Annotated in this window: 15 protein-coding genes; 6 read left to right on the forward strand and 9 right to left on the reverse strand. The window is 75.7% G+C overall.

Annotated features, from left to right (window positions below):
* The first annotated feature begins 96 nt into the window (after positions 1–96).
* On the forward strand, positions 97–1011 hold the full coding sequence (locus ACFYOS_RS15370; protein ID WP_387140841.1) for a DNA-3-methyladenine glycosylase family protein: 915 nt from the start codon (positions 97–99) through the stop codon (positions 1009–1011).
* A 26-nt stretch (positions 1012–1037) separates the two neighbouring features.
* Here ACFYOS_RS15370 and ACFYOS_RS15375 read toward each other — a convergent pair whose 3' ends face one another.
* Entirely contained in the window at positions 1038–1538 is a 501-nt protein-coding gene (locus ACFYOS_RS15375) for a DUF1990 family protein (protein ID WP_387140844.1), read from the reverse strand.
* A 78-nt stretch (positions 1539–1616) separates the two neighbouring features.
* Positions 1617–1829 (reverse strand): hypothetical protein, encoded by a 213-nt coding sequence (locus ACFYOS_RS15380; RefSeq protein WP_387140847.1) that lies wholly within the window; start codon positions 1827–1829, stop codon positions 1617–1619.
* 136 nt (positions 1830–1965) lie between these two features.
* Between ACFYOS_RS15380 and ACFYOS_RS15385 the strand changes: the two genes are divergently transcribed.
* On the forward strand, positions 1966–3078 hold the full coding sequence (locus ACFYOS_RS15385) for an ATP-dependent DNA ligase (protein ID WP_387140850.1): 1113 nt from the start codon (positions 1966–1968) through the stop codon (positions 3076–3078).
* Positions 3079–3097: 19 nt separating this feature from the next.
* Positions 3098–4702 carry an alpha/beta hydrolase gene (locus tag ACFYOS_RS15390; protein ID WP_387141086.1) on the forward strand — a complete coding sequence of 535 codons (1605 nt, stop codon included), beginning with the start codon at positions 3098–3100 and terminating at the stop codon, positions 4700–4702.
* Between the two features lie 35 nt (positions 4703–4737).
* Here the strand turns inward: ACFYOS_RS15390 and ACFYOS_RS15395 are convergent, their stop codons facing one another.
* Entirely contained in the window at positions 4738–5247 is a 510-nt protein-coding gene (locus ACFYOS_RS15395) for a potassium channel family protein (protein WP_387140852.1), read from the reverse strand.
* Positions 5248–5319: 72 nt separating this feature from the next.
* On the opposite strand from ACFYOS_RS15395, the gene ACFYOS_RS15400 reads away from it, so the two are divergent.
* Both ACFYOS_RS15400 and ACFYOS_RS15405 read left to right on the forward strand, forming a co-directional pair.
* A complete protein-coding gene (locus ACFYOS_RS15400) occupies positions 5320–5772 on the forward strand; it encodes a GNAT family N-acetyltransferase (RefSeq protein WP_387140855.1) in 453 nt (150 codons plus the stop codon).
* A gap of 102 nt (positions 5773–5874) precedes the next feature.
* Complete coding sequence (locus ACFYOS_RS15405; protein ID WP_387140857.1) at positions 5875–6408, forward strand: hypothetical protein; 534 nt, start codon at positions 5875–5877, stop codon at positions 6406–6408.
* A gap of 65 nt (positions 6409–6473) precedes the next feature.
* On the opposite strand, the gene ACFYOS_RS15410 is transcribed toward ACFYOS_RS15405, so the two are convergent.
* From ACFYOS_RS15410 to ligD, 5 genes are all read right to left on the reverse strand, one after another.
* Positions 6474–7190, reverse strand: coding sequence for an ABC transporter ATP-binding protein (locus tag ACFYOS_RS15410; protein WP_387140860.1), 717 nt, complete (start codon positions 7188–7190; stop codon positions 6474–6476).
* Complete coding sequence (locus ACFYOS_RS15415; RefSeq protein ID WP_387140863.1) at positions 7187–8179, reverse strand: ABC transporter ATP-binding protein; 993 nt, start codon at positions 8177–8179, stop codon at positions 7187–7189. Before ACFYOS_RS15415 ends, ACFYOS_RS15410 begins: the two co-directional genes overlap by 4 nt.
* Position 8180: 1 nt before the next feature.
* Positions 8181–10910, reverse strand: coding sequence for an FtsX-like permease family protein (locus tag ACFYOS_RS15420; RefSeq protein ID WP_387140866.1), 2730 nt, complete (start codon positions 10908–10910; stop codon positions 8181–8183).
* Positions 10907–14089 carry an FtsX-like permease family protein gene (locus ACFYOS_RS15425; RefSeq protein WP_387140869.1) on the reverse strand — a complete coding sequence of 1061 codons (3183 nt, stop codon included), beginning with the start codon at positions 14087–14089 and terminating at the stop codon, positions 10907–10909. The genes ACFYOS_RS15420 and ACFYOS_RS15425 overlap by 4 nt, the downstream gene beginning before the upstream one ends.
* A gap of 167 nt (positions 14090–14256) precedes the next feature.
* The gene (gene ligD, locus ACFYOS_RS15430; RefSeq protein WP_387140870.1) at positions 14257–15285 is read right to left on the reverse strand and encodes a non-homologous end-joining DNA ligase; all 1029 of its coding nucleotides are present in this window, start codon (positions 15283–15285) and stop codon (positions 14257–14259) included.
* A 47-nt stretch (positions 15286–15332) separates the two neighbouring features.
* Here ligD and msrB point away from each other — a divergent pair, with 47 nt between their 5' ends.
* The gene (msrB, locus tag ACFYOS_RS15435; protein WP_387140873.1) at positions 15333–15743 is read left to right on the forward strand and encodes a peptide-methionine (R)-S-oxide reductase MsrB; all 411 of its coding nucleotides are present in this window, start codon (positions 15333–15335) and stop codon (positions 15741–15743) included.
* 38 nt (positions 15744–15781) lie between these two features.
* On the opposite strand, the gene ACFYOS_RS15440 is transcribed toward msrB, so the two are convergent.
* Positions 15782–16057: an isoamylase early set domain-containing protein gene (locus ACFYOS_RS15440; RefSeq protein WP_387140877.1), complete on the reverse strand. Its 276-nt coding sequence runs from the start codon at positions 16055–16057 to the stop codon at positions 15782–15784.
* Between the last annotated feature and the right edge of the window lie 3 nt (positions 16058–16060).

Below are 16060 nucleotides of genomic sequence, written 5' to 3' on the forward strand. Positions count from 1 at the left end.
CCGCGGATCCGCCCGGCCCGGGCCGGCGGGCTGCCCACGCCCCGGCGCGTCGGCGGTGTCGCCCGTCACGGCGGACCTGCATGGCAGAGTGGCGGGGTGACCTCCCCCGCCGCCCGCCGGACGCTGCGCCCTCCGGCCGGCTACCGACTCGCCGCGTCGGTCCGCGGGCTCACCTTCAGCCCGTACGACCCATGTGCCCGGGTCGCCGCCGGCACCTTCTGGTGGGCCACCCGCACCCCGGCCGGACCGGCCACCCTCGCGCTGCGCCCCGCCGCTGGCGAACTGGTCGCCGAGGGGTACGGCCCGGGCGCCGAGCAGGTGGTCGAACGGGCCGACGCGGTGGCCGGGCTCCGCGACGACCTCACCGGCTTCGCCGAGCTCGCGGCGGCGCACCCGCTGGTGGCCCGGCTGGCCCGGGAGCACCACGGGCTGCGGATGCCGACCACCGGGCAGGTCTTCCCCCGGGTGTTGCGGGCCGTGCTGGAACAGAAGGTCACCGGCAAGGAGGCGTACCGGGCGTACGCGGCGACCGTCCGGCACTTCCGGGAGCCGGCACCCGGGCCGCTGCAACCGCTGCTGCTGCCGCCCACCGCGGCGGCCGTGGCGGCCACCCCGTACTGGGCCTTCCATCCGTTCGGCGTGGAGCAGCGCCGGGCCGACACGCTGCGCCGCGCGGCCGCCGTCGCGGACCGGCTGGAACGCTGCGCCGACACCACCGAGGCCACCCGCCGGCTCACCGCGATCCCCGGCATCGGCCCGTGGACCGCCGCCGAGGTGGTCCGGATCGCGTACGGCGACCCGGACGCGGTCAGCGTCGGCGACTACCACATCCCCAACACAGTGGCCTGGGCCCTCGCCGGCGAACCGCGCGGCGACGACGCCCGGATGCTCGACCTGCTGGAGCCGTTCCGGGGCCACCGCGGCCGGGTCTGCCTGCTCCTGGAGGCCGCCGGCATCCAGGCGCCGCGGTACGGTCCCCGGGCGACGATCCGCTCGTTCGCGCGCTACTGAGCCGCGCAGAGCCGACGCTTCGCGCGCTACTGAGTCGCGCAGAGCCGACGCAGCGTGCGCCCCAGCCACCAGGCGTACGCCCGCTGGACGGCCCGGGCGACCGGCCCGGCCGCACGCACGTACCACCCGGCCGGACGGCTGAACGCGGTCACCTCGAAGAAGACGCCGTCGGCCGCCCGCCGCACCAGGAACGCCTCCTCGCCGACCTCGGGATGCCCGGACAGCGTGCCGTAGGCGAATCCGGCCCGGTCCGGCTCGTCCACCGCCCAGACCACCTCGGTGGGGCCCCAGATCCGCAGCGGCCCGACGCCGAGCCCCGGCGTGACCCGCACGCCCGCGTCCGCGCGCGGCGCCCCGGTGCGCATCGCCACCCCCGCCGCCCGGTGCAGCCGCCAGCCGAGCACCGCGTCCGCCGCCGTCGGGAAGCAGCCGTCCGGCAGCCGGACCCGGTGGCGCAGGTGGTGGTAGCCGGCCGGCAGGCGTCCGTCGCGGGTCGCCCCCACCTCGGGGTACGTCAGCTCGGGCACGGCGGCCGCCTTTCGGGGTGCGGGACACCGCCAGCGTACGGCCGGGCCGGGTGACCGCCGTTCGCCGGCCGGCGGTCGCTACGCGGCCTCGCGGAGGTCGGCCAGACCGACCGGGGCGTGCCGCCGGAGCAGCTCCTCCAGCTCGGCCACCGAGGCCACCTCGCCGACGACGTTGGCGCCGCCGCCGTGCTCGGGACGGTAGCGGTGCACCAGCCGGTAGCGGTACCGCCCGCGGATCAGCTCCACGCTCACCCGCCAGCGCCCGCAGCACCCGCAGATCCACTCCGGCACGCCGCGAACGGTAGCGCTGACCTGCGGTTTCGCCATCCGGTCGGGGGTGACGAAGGGGTCGCGGCCGGGACACGCCGCCCGGCACCGCCGGTGATCCGCCTCACGACCGTCGGTGGCGTCTGATTGACTGGTCGCCGTGGACCTGCCGATCAATCCGCCGGTCGAGCCGATGCTGGCCAAGAGCGTGCCCCAACTCCCCACCGCCCCCGGGATGACGTACGAGCCGAAGTGGGACGGATTCCGCTGCATCATCTTCCGCGACGGCGACGAGGTCGAGCTGGCCAGCCGGGGCGGCAAGACGATGACCCGCTACTTCCCGGAGGTGGTCGAACAGGCGCGCCGTCAGCTCCCGCCGAGGTGCGCGGTCGACGGCGAGCTGATCGTGATCCGCCGGGACGGACCCGGCGGCCAGCCGAGGCTCGACTTCGAGCTGCTCGCCCAGCGGATCCACCCGGCCGCCTCCCGGGTGAAGCTGCTCGCCGAGACCACCCCGGCCGACTTCGTCGCCTTCGACCTGCTCGCCCTCGACGACGAGCTGCTCACCGCCCAGCCCTACCCGCAGCGCCGGGCCCGGCTGGAGCAGGCGCTGGCGACGGTCCGCCCGCCGGTGCACGTCACCCAGGTGACCACCGATCCGGAGACGGCCCGACGCTGGTTCGAGGTGTTCGAGGGGGCCGGGCTGGACGGCCTGATCGTCAAGCCGGCCGACCTGCCGTACGAGCCGGGCAAGCGGCTGATGTTCAAGGTCAAGCACGCTCGCACCGCCGACGTGGTGGTGGCCGGCTTCCGCTGGCACAAGTCCGGCCCGGTGGTCGGCTCGCTGCTGCTCGGCCTCTACGACGACGCCGGCGTGCTGCACCACATCGGGGTCAGCTCCTCGTTCACCGCGGCCCGCCGCAAGGAGCTGCTGGCGGAGCTGGAGCCGTACCGCGACGTGGACGGTGACCACCCGTGGGTGCACGGCGACCACGAGCGGGGGCAGCGCATCCCGGGCGGGGTGAGCCGGTGGACCGGCACCCGCAACCTCGAGTGGGAGCCGCTGCGCCCGGAGCTGGTCGCCGAGGTCGGCTACGACGCGATGGAGGGCGAGCGGCTGCGGCACACCGCCCAGTTCGTCCGCTGGCGCCCCGACCGGGACCCCCGCTCCTGCACGTACGACCAGCTGGAGCGCCCGATCCGCTACGACGTGGACCAGGTGCTGCGCGGGGATCCGGCGGTGACCGTCGGTGGCGCGCGCGGCCGGGCATAGCGTGGCCGTCGACACGATCATGGAAGGCTCCGACGTGACCCGCTTCTCCGACCGGATCCGCCGGGTGCGGCCCGCCCTGGCCGGGTTCGCCGCCGCGGTGCTGCTCACCGCCGGCTGCACCCTGCCGGCGATCGCCCCGCGGACCGAGGGCCGGGGCGAGGCGGCCGCCCCGGGCACCACCCCGACCTGGCGTGCCTGTCCGGAGGTCCCCGACGAGCTGGTCGGCCGGGGCGCGCCGGGCATGCGCTACGAGTGCGCCCGGATCGCCGTACGCCGGAACTGGGGCGCCGGCGCGGCGACGGGCGCGACGGCCGGGCCCGGCACCGGGGAGACCTTCGAGATCGCGCTGATCCGGATCCGGTCGAACCGGCAGCACGACCGGATCGGGTCGCTGCTGGTCAACCCCGGCGGTCCGGGCGCCTCCGGGGTGGACACCGCCGTCTACCTCTCGTTCGGCTCGGGGTTCGGCGGGCTGCCGGCCGCGGTTACCGACCGCTTCGACATCGTCGGGTTCGACCCGCGCGGGGTGGCCCGGTCCAGCCCGGTGAAGTGCATCCCGGACGCCGACCTGGACGCCAGCTTCGGCTACGACCCCGATCCGGAGAGCCAGGCGTCGTTCGACGGCTTCGTCGACCTCAACAAGCGGGTCGGGCAGCGGTGCGGCGCCAAGTACGGCGACCAGCTCCCGCTCTACGGCACCGAGCAGGCCGCCCGGGACATGGACGCGGTGCGCGCGGCGGTCGGCGACGAGAAGCTCACCTACCTCGGCTACTCGTACGGCACCCTGCTCGGCGCGGTGTACGCACAGCTCTACCCGCAGCGGGTACGGGCCCTGGTCCTCGACGGCGCGGTGGACCCGCAGCAGAAGCTGATCGCCGGGTCGGAGAGCCAGGCGAAGGGCTTCGAGCGGGCCTTCGACAACTTCGACCGGTGGTGCGCGGCGAACGCCGGCCGCTGCCCGATCGCGCCGGACGCCCGGGGCGCGGTCACCGCCGCCATCGACAAGGCCAGGGTCTCCCCGGTACGCGGCAAGGACGGCCGGGAGGCCACCGCGGGCTGGGTGTTCTACGCGGTCATCTCCTCCCTCTACACCGAGTCGGGCTGGCAGGAGCTGGCCCGGGCGATCGACTCGCTGCAGGGCGGCGACCCGACCGGGGTGTTCAAGCTCGCCGACGCGTACGCCGGCCGTGAGGAGGACGGGCACTACACCAACCTCTTCGACGCGAACATGGCGGTGAACTGCGCGGACGAGACGGAGAAGCCGACCCGCGAGCAGATCCGACAGCTCCAGTCGCAGTGGCGGCAGAAGTACCCGCTCTTCGGTCCGTCGCTGGCCGTGGGGATGCTCGGCTGCGTTCAGTGGCCGGGCGGGCGGGACCCGTACCCGACCGGCAAGGCGGTCGGCGCGCCACCGATCGTGGTGGTCGGCACCACCGGCGACCCGGCAACCCCCTACGAGCAGACCGCCGCGCTGGCCTCGATGCTGGGCGTCGGGCGGGTGCTCACGTGGGAGGGTGAGGGGCACACCGCGTACCCGCAGACCGCCTGCGTGACCGCGGCCGTCGACGCGTACCTGATCTCGCTCACCGCCCCCCGGGAAGGGTTGCGCTGCCCCGCCCGGTGACGGTGCGCCGGCCGGCGGGGGCGTCCCACTGAGGGTCAGCGCCGCCGGCGAGGCCGGCCCGGCCGGGTGGACCGCTCCCAGACCGGGACCGCGCTGCCCGGCGCGTTCAGCGGTTCGGGGCGGGGCGACTCGGGCACCTCGATGCCCTGCCGGGCGGCCATCTCCTCCACCAGCGCCCGCAGCCGGCGCACGTCGGCCTTCAGCTCCTCCTGCTCGGCGTGCTCGAAGGCGTCGTCGTCGACGATCAGCCGGCTGGCGAAGTGCGCGGTGATCAGCGGGATGACCAGGAGGACCATGGTGGAGATGAGCAACGCGGCGAGGAACCGCCCCGCGAAGGTGGTCGGCGAGATGTCGCCGTACCCGACGGTGGAGGCGGTCACCACCGCCCACCAGACCGAGTCCGCGGCGTTCTTGTGCTCCACCTGGCTGTAGATGACGCCCGCCACCACGATCATCAGCAGGTACGAGGCGATCAGCGTGCGGGGCGAGTTGGCGAACCAGACGAGACCCCGGTAGATCCACCGGAACGGCAGCAGGACGTCCATGGCCGACATGCTGCCGGGTGCCGGCAACCCACGCCGGCACATCGTCGGACGCCACTGTGTCAGGCTGCCGGCATGACCGACGTGATCTTCCGGGAGGCGGTCCGGGCGGACCTGCCTGCCGTCATCGCCCTGCTCGCCGACGACGTGCTGGGCAAGGCCCGCGACTTCACCGAGGTGGACGCGGCGTACGAGAAGGCGTTCGCGGACATCGACGCCGACCCGCGCAACCACCTGGTGGTCGCGGAGGCCGCGGGTGAGCTGGTCGGCTGCATGCAGATCACGTACATCCCGGGGCTGGGCCGGCACGGCGCCGAACGGTCGCTGATCGAGTCGGTCCGGGTCCGCTCCGACCTGCGCGGCCGAGGCCTGGGCCGGGAGATGATGACCTGGGCGATCGACCGGGCCCGCGAGCGGGGCTGCGCGCTGGTGCAACTCACCACCGACAAGACGCGCGCCGACGCGCACCGCTTCTACCGCAACCTCGGCTTCGTGGCCAGCCACGAAGGGATGAAGCTGGCCCTCTGACGCGGTCTCCCCCGTCATGGGGAGCCGATTCCCCGGCGGGCGGGACGGCCGCCGCCGGCCCGGTGCGGAGGCTGACGGGGCAGCCCACCGAACGGAGTCCGCATGACCACCGCCGTCGCACCGACCGTCGCCCATCCCCGGGACGGCCGTCCCGCGCCCGCCTGGGCGGTCCGCGTCGCGCACCTCATCCCGCTGCTCACCCTTCCCTCCGGCCTGTGGCGGATCGCCCTGGTCGCCGGGGTGCCGCTCGGCCTGTCCGAGCACAGCGCGTCGCTCCGCCCCGGGCTCGGCGAGCGCGTCTACATCGTCTCGCTGAGCCTGGTGGCGGAGGCACTGGCGCTGCTCGCGCTCGGCCTGGTCCGCCCGTGGGGTGAGGTTTTCCCCCGCCGGCTGCCACTGCTGGGCGGGCGCCGGGTGCCGCCGTCGTTCGCGGTCACCGTCGCCACCGCCGGCGCCGTCGCGCTCATCCTGATCTGGGGGTACGCCGCCTGGGGCGGCGCCGTCCGGGGCGGCGATCTGGGCTTCACGCCGTCCGGCCTCGTCCTCCTGCTGGCCTGCTACTCGCCCCTGCTCCTCTGGGGCCCCCTCCTCCTGGTGCTCACCCTCGCCTACCACCGCCGCCGCTGCCGCGACTGATCGCTCCCCCGCCGTCGATCATGAGGTCGGGGTCACGTCACCTCATGATCGACGAGGCGGGGGGATCAGTCGACCAGGTGGCCGTCGCGGAGAGTGAGGGTGCGGTCGGCCATCTCGATGAGGGCGGGGTCGTGGGTGGCCACCAGGGCGGTCATGCCCCGGGCGTGCACCACGGCCCGGAGCAGGTCCATGATGGAGCGGCCGGTCTCCGAGTCGAGCTGGCCGGTCGGCTCGTCGGCGATCAGCAGGTCCGGCTCGTTCGCCAGGGCCCGGGCCACCGCCACCCGCTGCTGCTGCCCGCCGGAGAGCTCGTACGGGCGCTGCGCGGCGTGCCCGCCCAGCCCGACCAGCTCCAGCAGCACGGCCACCCGCTGCTCCCGCTCCGCGGCCGGCACCTTGGCCAGCCGCAGCGGCACCCCGACGTTCTCCGCCGCCGACAGGATCGGCACGAGACCGAAGGTCTGGAAGACGAACCCGACGGTGCCGCGGCGCAGCGCGAGCAGCTCCCGCTCGCTCGCGGCGGTCACGTCGTGCCCGGCCACCCGGACCCGGCCGGTGTCCGGCCGGTCCAGCCCGCCGACGAGGTTGAGCAGGGTGGTCTTGCCGGCGCCCGAGCGACCCCGGACGACGACCAGCTCGCCCCGGCCGGCGGCGAAGGAGACGTCCCGCACGGCGTGCACGGCGTGCTCGCCCTTGCCGAAGGTGCGGCTCACCCGCTCGACCCGGACCACCGCCTCGGTGGTGACGACCCGGGTCGGCGCCACGGACAGCTGCTCGGTCATGACTCACTCTCCTCGGCGTGCGCCCGGTCGCCGGGCCGCACCTCGACATGTTCGGGTTCCAGGTTGAGCCGGACCCGGTCGCGCAGGGACAGGGCGTCCACGAAGGACGCCGGCAGCTGCATCCGACCGGTCCGGTCGAGCACCGCGTACTCCTCGCTGACCAGCTCGGTGCTGCCGTCGGCCCCGACCCGGGCGGTGCGGCGTACCTCGGAGGAGGTCCGGCCGTCGCGGATGGCGACGGTCCGGCGGACCTGGCCCGCCACGGCGGGGTCGTGGGTGACCACCACGATGGTGACGCCCAGCTCGGCGTTGATGGTCCGCAGCGCGGCGAAGACCTCGGCGCCGGTCGCCTCGTCCAGCTCGCCGGTCGGCTCGTCGGCGAAGAGCACCTCCGGGTCGTTGGCCACCGCCACGGCCACCGCGCAGCGCTGCTGCTCGCCGCCGCTCATCTGGCCGGGCTTCCGGTCCGCGCAGTAGCCGACTCCAACCAGGTCGAGCAGCTGCCGGGCCCGGTCCCGCCGCGCCCGGCGGGACCGCCCGCCGGCGAGTTTCATCGGCAGCTCCACGTTCTCCAGCGCGGTCAGGTACGGCAGCAGGTTCCGGCCGGTCTGCTGCCAGACGAAGCCGACCACCTGGCGGCGGTAGGCGAGCCGGCGCCGGTTCGACAGGGCGAGCAGGTCGTAATCGGCGACCCGGGCGATGCCGGCGGTGGGGGTGTCCAGCCCGGAGAGAATGTTCAGCAGGGTCGACTTGCCGGACCCGGAGGCGCCGACGATCGCCACCAGCTCGCCCCGGTCGATGACCAGGTCGAGGCCCTGGAGGGCGACCACCTCCACCCCCTCGGTCTTGAAGATGCGGACCAGGCCGTCGCAGACGATGTGCCCGCGCAACCGGTCCCGGCCACCGGCCCGTTCGGCCGCGCGCTGCGCGGCGCGCTGCTGCAGGGCGGCCAGGTCCGGCACGGCGGACACCTCGGCGATCGCTGTCATCTCAGCTCTCCTCTCCGAGCCGGAGCACCTCGCCGAGGCGCATCCGGCGGTTGTTCAGGGCCTCGACGGCGACCGCGAAGCCGAGGGCCACCAGGGCGAGGCCCAGCACACCGGCCACCAGACCGGGTTCGAAACGCACCTGCACCGCCACTCCACCGGTGAACGCGGGCAGGCCGAGCACCGGGGTGAGCAGCACCGGCAGCAGCGCGCCGACCACCGCCCCGGTGAGCACCGAGACCAGCACCAGCGGGGTCAGCTCGACCAGCAGCAGCCCGCGCCACTGCCGCCGGGACAGCCCCATGGTGCGCAGCCGGGACAGCACCTGACCCCGGCTGCGCGCCCCGGCGAGCACCGCGAACGCGAGCGCGAGCAGGCCCAGCGCACCGCCGCCGACCGCGCCGATGCTGAAGCCGAACACCAGCAGCCCGTTCACCCCGCTGCCGCCCAGCTCGGCGCGGACCGCCGACCGGGTGAGCACCTCCGGTGCCCGGGGCGGCTCGCCGCCGGTCACCCCTCCGATGCGCTGGTAGCGCCGCTGCCCCTCGTCGACCACCCCGGCCACCCCGGCCGGGTCGACCCGGTCCCCGGCCAGCACGAAGCCGGTGGGGGCGAGCTGGTGCGGGGCGTCCGCCGGCAGCGTCGGCCAGGGCAGCACCACGAACCGCGTGACGCTCCGGTCGAGCAGCGGGAACTCCTCGACGGTGGCGTCCGTCCGCACCGGCAGCCGGTTGCCCTGCACGTCCAGCCAGGCGGGCCGGCGCCCGTCCCGATCGGCCAGCCCGGCATCGGCGAACTCCTCGGCGAGCGCCGGGGAGACCAGCGCGGGCAGCGGCGTGCTGCCGTCGGCGGTGACGCGCAGCGGGTCGGGGACGGTCACCGGGACGCCCGCGGCGCGGGCCACCTCGGCGAAGCGGGCGCCGTCGACCAGCAGCACCCGGGTGTCGCCGACGCCGCCGAACCGGCCGGCCTGATCGACGTACGGGCGCACGCCCGTCACCAGCAGCAGCGGGGCCACCGCGCGCACCCCGGGCAGCGCGGCCAGCGCCTCCGTGGTGTCCGGGGCGAACCGTTCGCCGTTGACCAGGACGTCGCCGGGCACGGCCCGGACGGCCGCGCGGTCCCGGCCGGTCTCGATGCCGGCGGCCACCACCCCGCAGAACGCGGCGGTGGCGACGGCCAGCACGACCACGACCAGCGGGCCGGTGGCGGCGGCCCGGCCGGCGCGGGCGGTGCCGAGGAACGCGACGCTGCCCCGGGCCCGCGCGGCGGCCCGGCTGAGCAGCCGCAGCGGCCACGGGTACGCCCGCAGCGCGACCAGCGCCGCGGCGACCGCCAGCAGCACCGGCACCGACACCAGCAGCGGGTCCACCGTCCCGTCGAGGGTGAGCCCCCGCCGCCGCAGCAGGAACGCCCCGAGCACGGCCACCCCGAGCACGGTCACCTCGACGGTGAGCCGGACGGCGGTGGAGCGGGCGCCGACCAGGTCGGCCCGCCCGCCGCCGCCCCGCCCGGCGGTGAGCGCGGTAGCCGGCGGCAGCAGCGTGGCCAGCACCCCGGCGAGCAGCACCCAGTGCAGCTCCGCGCCCTCCCCCGGCAGCAGCCCGCCGAGCAGCCAGCCGGCGCCCGCCGCGAGGGGCAGCACCAGCGCCGACTCGGCGAGCCCGCGGCGCAGCACCGCGCCGGTCGAGCCGCCCCGGGCGCGGATCAGCACATATTCGGTGCGGCGCCGGCGGGCCGCGAGCCGGGCGGCGAGCAGGGTCAGGCCGGCCAGGGTGGCGAGCAGCCCGGCGGCGATGACGGCGAGCAGCGTACGGGCGGCGGCGAGTGACTCGGCGAAGCGCCGCAGCGGGATGTCGACGCCCTGGGTGAAGGCCAGCCCCGCCGGACGGGTCCGGTCCAGCACGGCCAGCCCCTCGACCATCGGCTGCAGGTCCCCGGGGGCGACCCGGTCCGGGGCGATCCGATAGCGCCACGAGAAGCCGACCGGCCAGCCGGCGGACGCCATCGCGCCGAAGCCGGGCGCGGCCGTCGCACCGACGAGGAGGGTCGGCTGGCCGTCCTTCACCGGCGGGGTGAGCCGGAGCATCGAGGGGAGGGCGTCCCAGATCCCGTCCCGCGGGTCGACCGGCCGGAACACCCCGACCAAAGCGAGCTTCTGCCGCAGCATGGGCTTGCCGTCGGGGTCCAGGATGGCGAGCTGGAACCGGCTGCCGGCGTGCAGCCCGAGCCGACCGGCGACGGTGTCGGCGAGCGCCAGCTCGACCGCCCCGTCCCCGGTGACGCCCGCCTCGGGCCACCGGCCCTCGACCATGGTGACCGCGTCCTGGATGCCGCTCATGAACCGCAGGCTCAGGTCCAGCAGCCCCTGGTCGGCCCGCAGATCGGGTCCGGTCATCCGGCCGAAGAGGGTTCGGGCGGCGTACCAGCGCTCGCCGACGGCCTGCCGGACGGCGGGCGGCATCCGCTCCTGGAGCGAGTCGAGCTCGCCCGCCCGGGCGGTGGCCGCGCCGGCGCCGCCGCCCCGGAGCGGCGCGTCCTCGGCGGTGTACGTGAGGTCGCGGCGGGCGACCGGCTGGGCGGCCAGGTACTCGCGCAGCCCCTGCCCGGTGAGGCGGTCGGCGACCCGGGGCACCCCCGTGATCAGCAGCGCGGTCACCAGGGTCAGCACGGCCAGCAGCAGGAACTGCCCCCCGTACGCCCGGACCCGTCGCACGGCCGCGAACAGGCTCATCGTTCTCCCCCGATCCGGAGCTGCACGGCGGCCACCCGCTGGCGGAGGCCGGTGGTGATGACGGCGCTGAACAGCAGGGCGACCGCCAGCAACCCGAGCGCGGTCGCCCCGACCGGTGTCCAGGGCAGCGTGAAGGCCGCATCGGGCACCGGCCGCCCGGCGGCCTGGGTGAGGATCACCAGCGGCACCATGGTGGCCGCGACCCCCGCCCCGACCAGCAGCCCGACGCCGACCCCGATGCCGGCCAGGAAGGCCTGCTCGGCGAGGAGCGCCCGGGCCAGCAGGCGGGTGTTCGCGCCCAGCGTGTGCAGCACGGCGAACTCGGTCATCCGGTGCCGGGCGGTCGCCCAGACGTCCACCGCCAGGCCGACCAGGGCGAGCAGCACCGCGCCGACGGCCGCGGCGAGCAGGCCGGTCCGCGCACCCCGCCAGTACGGGTCCCGGGCGGCCTCCGCCGCCACCTGGCGCCGGTCGAGCAGGGTGGTCCCGGGCAGCTCGGCGAGCGCGGCCGCCGCCGCGCCGTGCCCGGCGTCGTCCGTGCCCAGCCACCATTCGGCCTGCGGGCGGACGGTGCCCTGCTGGCGGAGCAGGAGGTTGGTGGCGGCGGGCAGGTCCAGCAGCACCCCGTCGCCGGTGGTACCGGGCACGGCCTTGACCTGCCCGACCACCTTCACCTTCAGGGTGACCCCGGACAGTGCGAGGGGAACCTCGTCACCGGTGTGCGCGTTCAGCGCGGCCGCGACGCCGGGTGTGACGAGGGCCGGCACGGGTGGGTCGTCCCCGGCGGGCACCACGGCGAACCGGGCCGCGGGCTGGCGGGCGTACACGAGCAGGCCGTCCGGCAGGTCGATCCGCTGGGTGACGTCGACGGTGGTCCCGGCAACCGTGGCCGGCAAACCCGGTCCTTCCTGGGCGTCGACGATCCGCCAGTCGCCGTCGAGCGGCAGCGGCAGCGCGGCGCCGGCGGCGTCGGCGAGCCGGAGCCCGTCGATCCGCAGCCGGTAGCTGACCCCGACCGCCGCGCCGCCGTCGGCCTCGAACCCGGCCAGCCGCAGCGGGACGCCGCCGGTCCCGGGCAGCGGCACCGAGAAGGACACCGGCCGGCCGGCCCCGCCGCCCACCGCCAGCGGCAGCCGCCAGGCGGTGCCGCCGTCGGTGGTGAGCAGCGCGGACACGAACACCTGCGGTGACGTGTACGGCGAGTCGACCGGGGTGCGGACGGTGCCGGAGAGGGTGTGCGCGCCGGCCGGGAGGGCCACCCCGGCGGGGGCGGCCCGCCCGGTGTCCAGCCGGCCGAGCAGCGCGTCGCTGGCTTCCCCGCCGTCGGCGTCGTCGAGCCGCAGCCCGCCGGCGGCGGCCGTGTCGAGGCTCACCACAGTGGCCGGCCGGGCGTCGCGGCCCAGCCGGACCTCGTCCCGCCAGGCCGCCAGCACCCGATTGACTCCGGGTACGGCGGCCAGCCCGGCCGCGCGGTCGGCGGGGGCGGCACCGTTCCGTTCCACCAGTCGCAGGTCGGCGCCGACGATGTGCTGGGCCTGGTCCCGCTGCGACCGTTCCCAGGAGGCGACCAGCGACCAGGCGAGGGTGCTGCCGCCCACGGCGAGGGCGAGCAGCAGCACCGGACCGGCGTGCGGTCGGCGCCCCGCCTGCCACATGCCGAACATGGTGGCCGTCCAGGGCCGCCGGTCGACGAAACGCTCGGCGAACCGGGTCGCCGGGGGCAGCAGCCGCAGCGCGATGACCGCCCCGGCCAGCACGCCGAGGGTGGGCGCGGCGGCGAGCAGCGGGTCGATGCCGAGCCGCCCGCCGGCCCCGGCGAGGGGCGAGGAGTACTGCCGCAGCTGGGTCCAGGCGAGCACGGCCAGCGCGACGAGGGCCAGGTCGACGCTGGCCCGCTGGGCGGCCGCGCCCCGGGTCGGGCGGGACCGGGCCGCCATGTCGGCGACGTAGGTGCCGGCCCGGCGCAGCGCCGGCACGACCATGGCGAGCAGGCAGCCGATCGCGGCGGCGACGGCGACGGTCCAGACCTGGGCGATCCCGCCGCCGGCCAGCCCCAGGTCGGCGCCGAGCCGGTGCACGGCCTGCCCGGTCAGCGGCGGGGCGAGCAGCAGTGCCGGGGCCACCACCAGGGTCGCCTCCCGTACGGCGAGACCGGCGAGCTGGCCCCGGGCGGCGCCCCGCGCGCGCAGCAGCGCGGTCTGCGCCCGCCGGTCCTCGTTGAGCAGCGCGGCGACCAGCACCAGCGCGTACCCGCCGAGGACCACGATCAGCAGCAGCGGGGTGAGCAGCGCGGACCGGCCGACCAGGTCGGCTCGGCCGAGCCGGTCGATGAGCCGGTCCAGGTTGCTGACGGTCTGGGCGGAGGAGCCGAGGCCGGTGGCCTCGGGGAGCTTGTCGGCGACGGTGGCGAGGGCGTCGGTGACCCCGGTCAGCCGGCTCGGCGCGACCACGGCCAGGTCGGGGGCGACCAGCCAGGCGGCCGACGTGGAGCCGGGAAAGGTGCGGGCGAAGTCGGCCGGGTCCAGCACGAACGGCCCGTACGAGGTGACCGCCCCGGTGCCCTTGCTGTCGCCCACGCCCGGGGCGAGCCGCCAGTACGCGTCGCCGGGGTCGAGGGGCCGCCAGGTGCCGGCGACCACCACCGCGCCGGCCTTCTCGGCGCTGCGGTCGTAGAGCGGCACCCGGTCGCCGATCCGCAGCCCGAGCTGTCCGGCGATCTTCTCCGGCAGGGTGACCTGCAACGGCGTCGCCCCGGGCGTCGGCCACGACCCGGCGGTGAGCTGGGCGTGCGCGGTCAGGTCGGTCAGCGTCGCGAGGTTGGCGAACATCGGGTCGTCGCCGATCCGGGCGGCGCCGAGGTCGCCGGTGAGCTCGCGCCCGGTGCCGTAGCGGGCGGCGGCGACGGTGGCCGGCACGCCGCCCAGACCGTCGGCGAACTGCGCGCGCACCGCGCGGTCGCGATCGGCGTACGCGGCGGCGTCCCCGCCGCCGGAGCCGCTGACCAGCAGGCTGCGCTCCTCGGCCGGGGCGGCGCCGAGCACCGCGCGCTGGCCGGCCTCCACCGCCCGGCGGTTGTAGTCGGAGAGCCCGGTCACCAGCGCGACCGCGACCAGGGCCGCGACCGCGGCGGCGAGCAGCAGCCCGCGCGCCTCGACGGCCCGTCTCCACACCAGCTTCATCCGACGCCCTCCCCTGGCCCCCGTCGGGCCGACGACCAGGGAGACCGGTCAGGGGCCGGGAAAGGTTCGCGCGCGTTACGTGATCGTTATCAGTCCCGAACTGCCCGAGGCGCGGGCGCACCTGGCCCGGGACGAGAAGCACGAGGCGATCGCCGCGTACCGCCAGGTCAGTCCCGCGGCCGGTCCCGGTCCTTGGAGGGCTGCACCCGCTTCGGCTCACCCGGCATCTTCGGGTACTCCGGCGGATACGGCAGGTCGCCCTGCCCGGCGGCGGCGTCCCGCTCGGCCCACTCCAGCAGCGGGCTGATGTCCCACGGACTGTCGTCGATGCCGGCGTGCGGGTCGCCCCGCTCGGCGAACCGGGCCGGCACGGTGCCCAGGTGGAAGTCGTCCGGGTCCACCTCGGTCAGCTCGGCCCAGTCGACCGGGGTGGAGACGGTGGCCTTCGGGTTGGCCCGCAGCGAGTACGCGCAGGCGATGGTCCGGTCCCGGGCCATCTGGTTGAAGTCGACGAAGACGCGGCTGCCCCGCTCCTCCTTCCACCAGGCGGTGGTGACCAGGTCGGGACGGCGGCGTGCCAACTCCCGGGCCAGCGCGATGGTGGCCCGGCGCACCTCGACGAAGGTCCACCGCGGGTGGATGCGCAGATAGACGTGGACGCCCCGACCGCCGGAGGTCTTCGGCCAACCGGTCGCGCCCAGTTCGTCCAGCAGGGCCCGCAGCTCCCCGGCTGCGGTGACCGCGTGGGTGAAGTCGGTGCCGGGCTGCGGATCGAGGTCGATCCGCAGCTCGTCGGGGCGGTCGACGTCGGCGGCGCGGACCGGCCACGGGTGGTACACCACGGTGCCCATCTGCGCGGCCCAGGCCACGTGCGCCAGGTCGGCCGGGCACAGCTCGGCGGCCTTGCGGCTGCTGGGGAAGCTGATCTCCGCGGTCCGGATCCACGGAGGTACGCCCCGGGCGGGCACCCGCTTCTGGAAGAACATCTCCCCCTCGATGCCCTCGGGGAAGCGCTGCAACGTGGTGGGCCGGTCACGCAGGGCGCGCATGATCCCGTCGCCGACCGACAGGTAGTAGTGGAAGACGTCCGCCTTGGTGAAGCCGCGCTGCGGGAAGATCACCCGGTCCGGGCTGCTCAGCCGGACGGTGTGCCCGGCGACCTCGATCTCCTCGACTGCTGCCTTGCTGCCAGCCATTCGGCGACCATATGCGATGGCACCGACGCTCGACGTACCGTTGACCGGTGAGTCTTTCCGAGAGCGAACTGCCCCGTACCGAGGAAGAGTGGCGGGTCCGGCTGAGCCCCGAGGAGTTCCGGGTGCTCCGCGAGGCCGGCACCGAGCGGCCGTGGACCGGCGAGTACGTCGAGACCAAGACCCCCGGCGTCTACCACTGCCGGGCCTGCGGGGCGGAACTGTTCCGCAGCGAGGACAAGTTCGACTCGCACTGCGGCTGGCCGAGCTTCGACGACGCGATCCCGGGCGCGGTGAAGGAGATCTCCGACAACACCCTCGGCATGCGGCGTACGGAGATCCGCTGCGCCCGCTGCGACAGCCACCTGGGGCACGTCTTCGAGGGCGAGGGCTTCACCCCTAAGGACATCCGGCACTGCGTGAACTCGATCTCCGTCCGGCTGGAGCCGACGCAGGGCTGACGCGCGGCCCGGCGTCACCCCCGGGTGACGCCGGGCGGTCAGAGCCGCAGCCGGCTGCCCTGCTCGTCGATCGCGTCGGCGGAGTCGTCGTCCAGCCACACCCCGCCGGTGGCCAGGTAGCGGAACCGGTACTCGCCCGGGCCGAGCCGCACGGTCACCGTCCGGGTGCCGTCCCGGCGGGCCACCAGCTCGTGCCGGCCGGGCTCCCAGTCGTTGAAGCAGCCGACCACGCTCACCGTGCCGGGCGGGGTGTCCCGGGGCAGGCAGAAGGTGACCCGGGTCTGGTTGCCGAAGAGCTTGTTGCGCTTGATCACGGG

The organism is Micromonospora sp. NPDC005806, assembly GCF_042871425.1.
Lineage (GTDB): Bacteria > Actinomycetota > Actinomycetes > Mycobacteriales > Micromonosporaceae > Micromonospora.

Coding starts and splice junctions, on each gene's coding strand:
- ACFYOS_RS15405 (WP_387140857.1), top strand. CDS start 5,875: ATGACCACCGCCGTCGCACCGACCGTCGCCCATCCCCGGGACGGCCGT.
- ACFYOS_RS15400 (WP_387140855.1), top strand. CDS start 5,320: ATGACCGACGTGATCTTCCGGGAGGCGGTCCGGGCGGACCTGCCTGCC.
- ACFYOS_RS15395 (WP_387140852.1), bottom strand. CDS start 5,247: ATGGACGTCCTGCTGCCGTTCCGGTGGATCTACCGGGGTCTCGTCTGG.
- ACFYOS_RS15410 (WP_387140860.1), bottom strand. CDS start 7,190: ATGACCGAGCAGCTGTCCGTGGCGCCGACCCGGGTCGTCACCACCGAG.
- ACFYOS_RS15390 (WP_387141086.1), top strand. CDS start 3,098: ATGGAAGGCTCCGACGTGACCCGCTTCTCCGACCGGATCCGCCGGGTG.
- ACFYOS_RS15425 (WP_387140869.1), bottom strand. CDS start 14,089: ATGAAGCTGGTGTGGAGACGGGCCGTCGAGGCGCGCGGGCTGCTGCTC.
- ligD (WP_387140870.1), bottom strand. CDS start 15,285: ATGGCTGGCAGCAAGGCAGCAGTCGAGGAGATCGAGGTCGCCGGGCAC.
- ACFYOS_RS15420 (WP_387140866.1), bottom strand. CDS start 10,910: ATGAGCCTGTTCGCGGCCGTGCGACGGGTCCGGGCGTACGGGGGGCAG.
- ACFYOS_RS15415 (WP_387140863.1), bottom strand. CDS start 8,179: ATGACAGCGATCGCCGAGGTGTCCGCCGTGCCGGACCTGGCCGCCCTG.